This is a genomic window from Agromyces binzhouensis, assembly GCF_004135055.1.
Lineage (GTDB): Bacteria > Actinomycetota > Actinomycetes > Actinomycetales > Microbacteriaceae > Agromyces > Agromyces binzhouensis.
Window position 1 is genome coordinate 1 of the sequence record NZ_SDPL01000361.1, and the last position, 3,285, is coordinate 3,285.

The 3,285-nt window shown below is 73.0% G+C and carries 3 protein-coding genes; 2 read left to right on the top strand and 1 reads right to left on the bottom strand.

Features of this window, described 5'->3' with window-relative positions:
- On the top strand, positions 1–410 hold a 410-nt coding region (locus ESO86_RS14115; RefSeq protein WP_165307880.1), incomplete at its 5' end, for an NAD(P)H-binding protein.
- 43 nt (positions 411–453) lie between these two features.
- On the opposite strand, the gene ESO86_RS14120 is transcribed toward ESO86_RS14115, so the two are convergent.
- Positions 454–1,476, bottom strand: a complete 1,023-nt coding sequence (locus ESO86_RS14120; protein ID WP_129235572.1) for a LacI family DNA-binding transcriptional regulator — start codon at positions 1,474–1,476, stop codon at positions 454–456.
- A 180-nt stretch (positions 1,477–1,656) separates the two neighbouring features.
- Here ESO86_RS14120 and ESO86_RS14125 point away from each other — a divergent pair.
- The coding region (locus ESO86_RS14125; RefSeq protein WP_165307881.1) for a beta-galactosidase at positions 1,657–3,285 on the top strand (1,629 nt) is incomplete at its 3' end.

Here is a 3,285-nt window from a genome sequence, read left to right on the forward strand (position 1 = left end):
GCGGCGGCGACCCGGCGCGCACGCGCGCGGTCGACCACGACGCGGCGGTCCGCTCGATGGATGCCGCGGCGCAGGCCGGCGTCGGCCGGTACGTGATGGTGTCGTACTTCGGGTCGCGCGTCGACCACCGGGTGCCCGCCGACAGCGCGTTCCGGCACTACGCCGACGCCAAGGCCGACGCCGACGAGCACCTCCGCGCGTCGGGCCTCGACTACACCATCCTCGGGCCGTCCACGCTCGCCGACGGGCCGGGCACGGGCCGCATCGACACGACCGCCGAGGAGAGCTCCGACGTGGATCGTGCCGACGTCGCCGCGACCGTCGCCGCGACGCTCGTCGAGCCGGCGACGGTCGGCCGCACCATCCGGTTCAACCGCGGAGCGACCCCCATCGCCGACGCGCTGCGCTGACGGCCCAGGCGCGGAGCCGTGCGCGCGTCGTGGATGCGCGCGTTCAGGCGGAGCCGCGCCAGACGATGTCGCAGTCGAGTCGAACCTCGGCCGCCGGTTCGTCGCCCCGGAGCCGGGCGAGCACGAGGCGCGCCGCCTCGGCGCCGAGTCCTGCAGCGGGCTGGCGCACCGTCGAGAGCGCGGGCGTCGTGCGCAGCGCCCAGGCGCTGTCGTCGAAGCCGACGACGCCGATGTCGTCGGGCACGCTGCGCCCGGTCTCCTTGATCGCCTCGATTGCTCCCGCGGCGACCGCATCGGATGCCGCGAAGACGCCGTCGAGGTCGGGGGCGCGTTCGAGCAGCCGTCGCATCCCGTCGCGGCCCGCGGAGTAGGAGTAGAGCGGCACGGGTTCGACGAGCGCCTCGTCGAACGCGTCGCCGAGCGCCTCTCGGAAGCCCGCGAGCCGGTCGGCGCCCGAGTCGCGGTCGAGCGCCGCGGCGACCATCCCGATCCGCCGCCGCCCCGTCTCCATCAGCCTGCGCGTGATCGATGCGGCGGCGCCGACGTTGTCGATGACGACGAAGGAGGCGGAGCCCGCGGCGCCGGGCGGGTGCCCGACGTACGCGGCGGGGAGTCGGAGTCGGTCGACGACGCGGGTGACCGGATCGTCGGCGCGCGCGGAGACGATGATCACGCCGTCGACGAGCCCGCCCGAGAGGTATCGGGCGACGCGATCCGTGTCGCGCTCGGTGTCGACGATCAGCACGGCCATCTGGTGGTCGGCTTCCGACAGCCGCGTGTTCGCGCCGAGCAGGATCTCGCCGATGTTCGGGTCCTCGACGAACAGCGAGTGGGGTTCGTGGACGATGAAGCCGACGGCCTGGGTGCGCTGCATGACGAGGTTGCGTGCCGCGGTGTTCGGCACGTACCCGACCTTGGCGATCGCGGCCTCGATCGCCTCGCGCGCGGCCGCCGAGACGTAGCGCTCGCCGTTGACGTAGCGGCTCACGGTGCCGCGCGAGACGCCCGCCTCGAGTGCGACGTCGTGCACGGTGGCCCGCTTGGAGCGGGTCGGCTTCGTCGTCATGCGACTCACTGTAGCGCTGCGGGGTGTTGACATCGGGGAGGCTGCGTGGCACTCTGTGTACGTTCACAGAAATCGCCCCGGTCAACTGCTCGGGCAAATCTGTGCACGTTCACAGAATCAACGACGATCACCGGGAGCACCGTGGACCACCCCGCGACGACGCTGGCGCCGATCCCGCCGCTGCAGGCCGAGCCTGCACCCGCCGCCGCCCGCCCCCGCTTCCAGCACCAGGGCATCGCGTTCGGCTGCGACTACAACCCCGAGCAGTGGGAACCGGCCGTCTGGCGCGAGGACGTCGCGCTCATGCGCGAGGCGGGCGTCGACCTCGTCGCGATCAACGTCTTCGGCTGGGCCGCCCTCCAGGGCCCCGACGGCGCCTTCGACTTCGCGTCGCTCGACGAGGTGGTCGAGCTGCTCCACGCCGCCGGCATCCGGATCAACCTCGGCACCGGCACCGCGTCGCCGCCGCCATGGCTCACCGCGCGCCACCCCGAGATCCTCCCCGTGATGGAGGACGGCACGACCCGGTACCCCGGTGGCCGACAGGCGTGGTGCCCGAGCTCCCCGACCTTCCGCCGGTACGCGCTCGACCTCGTCGAGGCCGTCGCCGAGCGCTACGGCGCGCACCCGGCCGTCGAGCTCTGGCACGTGTCGAACGAGCTCGGCTGCCACAACGCGCTCTGCCACTGCGACGAGAGCACGCGCGCGTTCCGGCGCTGGCTCCGCGACCGCTACGGCTCGATCGACGAGCTCAACCGCGCGTGGGGCACGAGCTTCTGGAGCCAGCGCTACGCCGACTGGGACGAGATCCTCACGCCGAAGCTCACGGTCTCGAGCCGCAACCCCGGCCAGGTCCTCGACTTCCACCGCTTCTCCTCCGACGAGCTGCTCGGGTACCACCGCGCCGAGGCCGACGTGATCCGCCGGCACAGCGCCCTGCCGATCACGACGAACTTCATGGTCACCGCGCACATCCGCGACCTCGACTACTGGTCGTGGGCACCCGAGATGGACGTGATCGCCAACGACCACTACCTCGACCACCGCCTGAGCGACCCCCGCGGCGAGCTCGCGTTCGCCGCGGACCTCACCCGTGGCCTCGCCGGCGGCGAGCCGTGGCTGCTCATGGAGCACTCGACGGGATCGGTCAACTGGCAGCCCGTGAACCTCGCGAAGGAGCCCGGCCAGCTGCTCCGCAACTCGCTGGCGCATGTCGCGCGCGGCGCCGACGCGGTCTGCTTCTTCCAGTGGCGCGCGTCGCTGCAGGGCTCCGAGAAGTTCCACTCGGCGCTCGTCCCGCACGCCGGCACCGACACCGACCTGTGGCGCGAGGTCGTCGAGCTCGGGCGGATCGTGGGCGCGCTCGACGAGGTCGCCGGCACCCGAGTGCACGCCGACGTGGCGCTGCTGTTCTCGTGGGAGTCGTGGTGGGCGTCCGACGCCGAGACCCGCCCCACGCACGCCATCGAGTACCTCGATCAGGTGCACGCCCTCCACGGCGCGCTCCTCGACCTCGGCATCACCGTCGACGTGGTCCGGCCCGGCGCCGACCTCACCGGCTACCGGCTCGTCGTGGCCCCGGGCCTCTACCTCGTCTCCGACGCGGATGCCGCCGCGCTCGACGAGGCCGTGGCATCCGGCACCCACGCCCTCGTGACGTTCTACAGCGGCATCGTCGACGAGCACGACTGCGTGCGCCCCGGCGGCTACCCCGGCGCGTGGCGCGACCTGCTCGGCGTGCGCGTCCAGGAGTTCGCGCCGGTGCTGCCCGGCACGCCGATCGCGCTCGAGTCCGGCGCGACCGCCGCG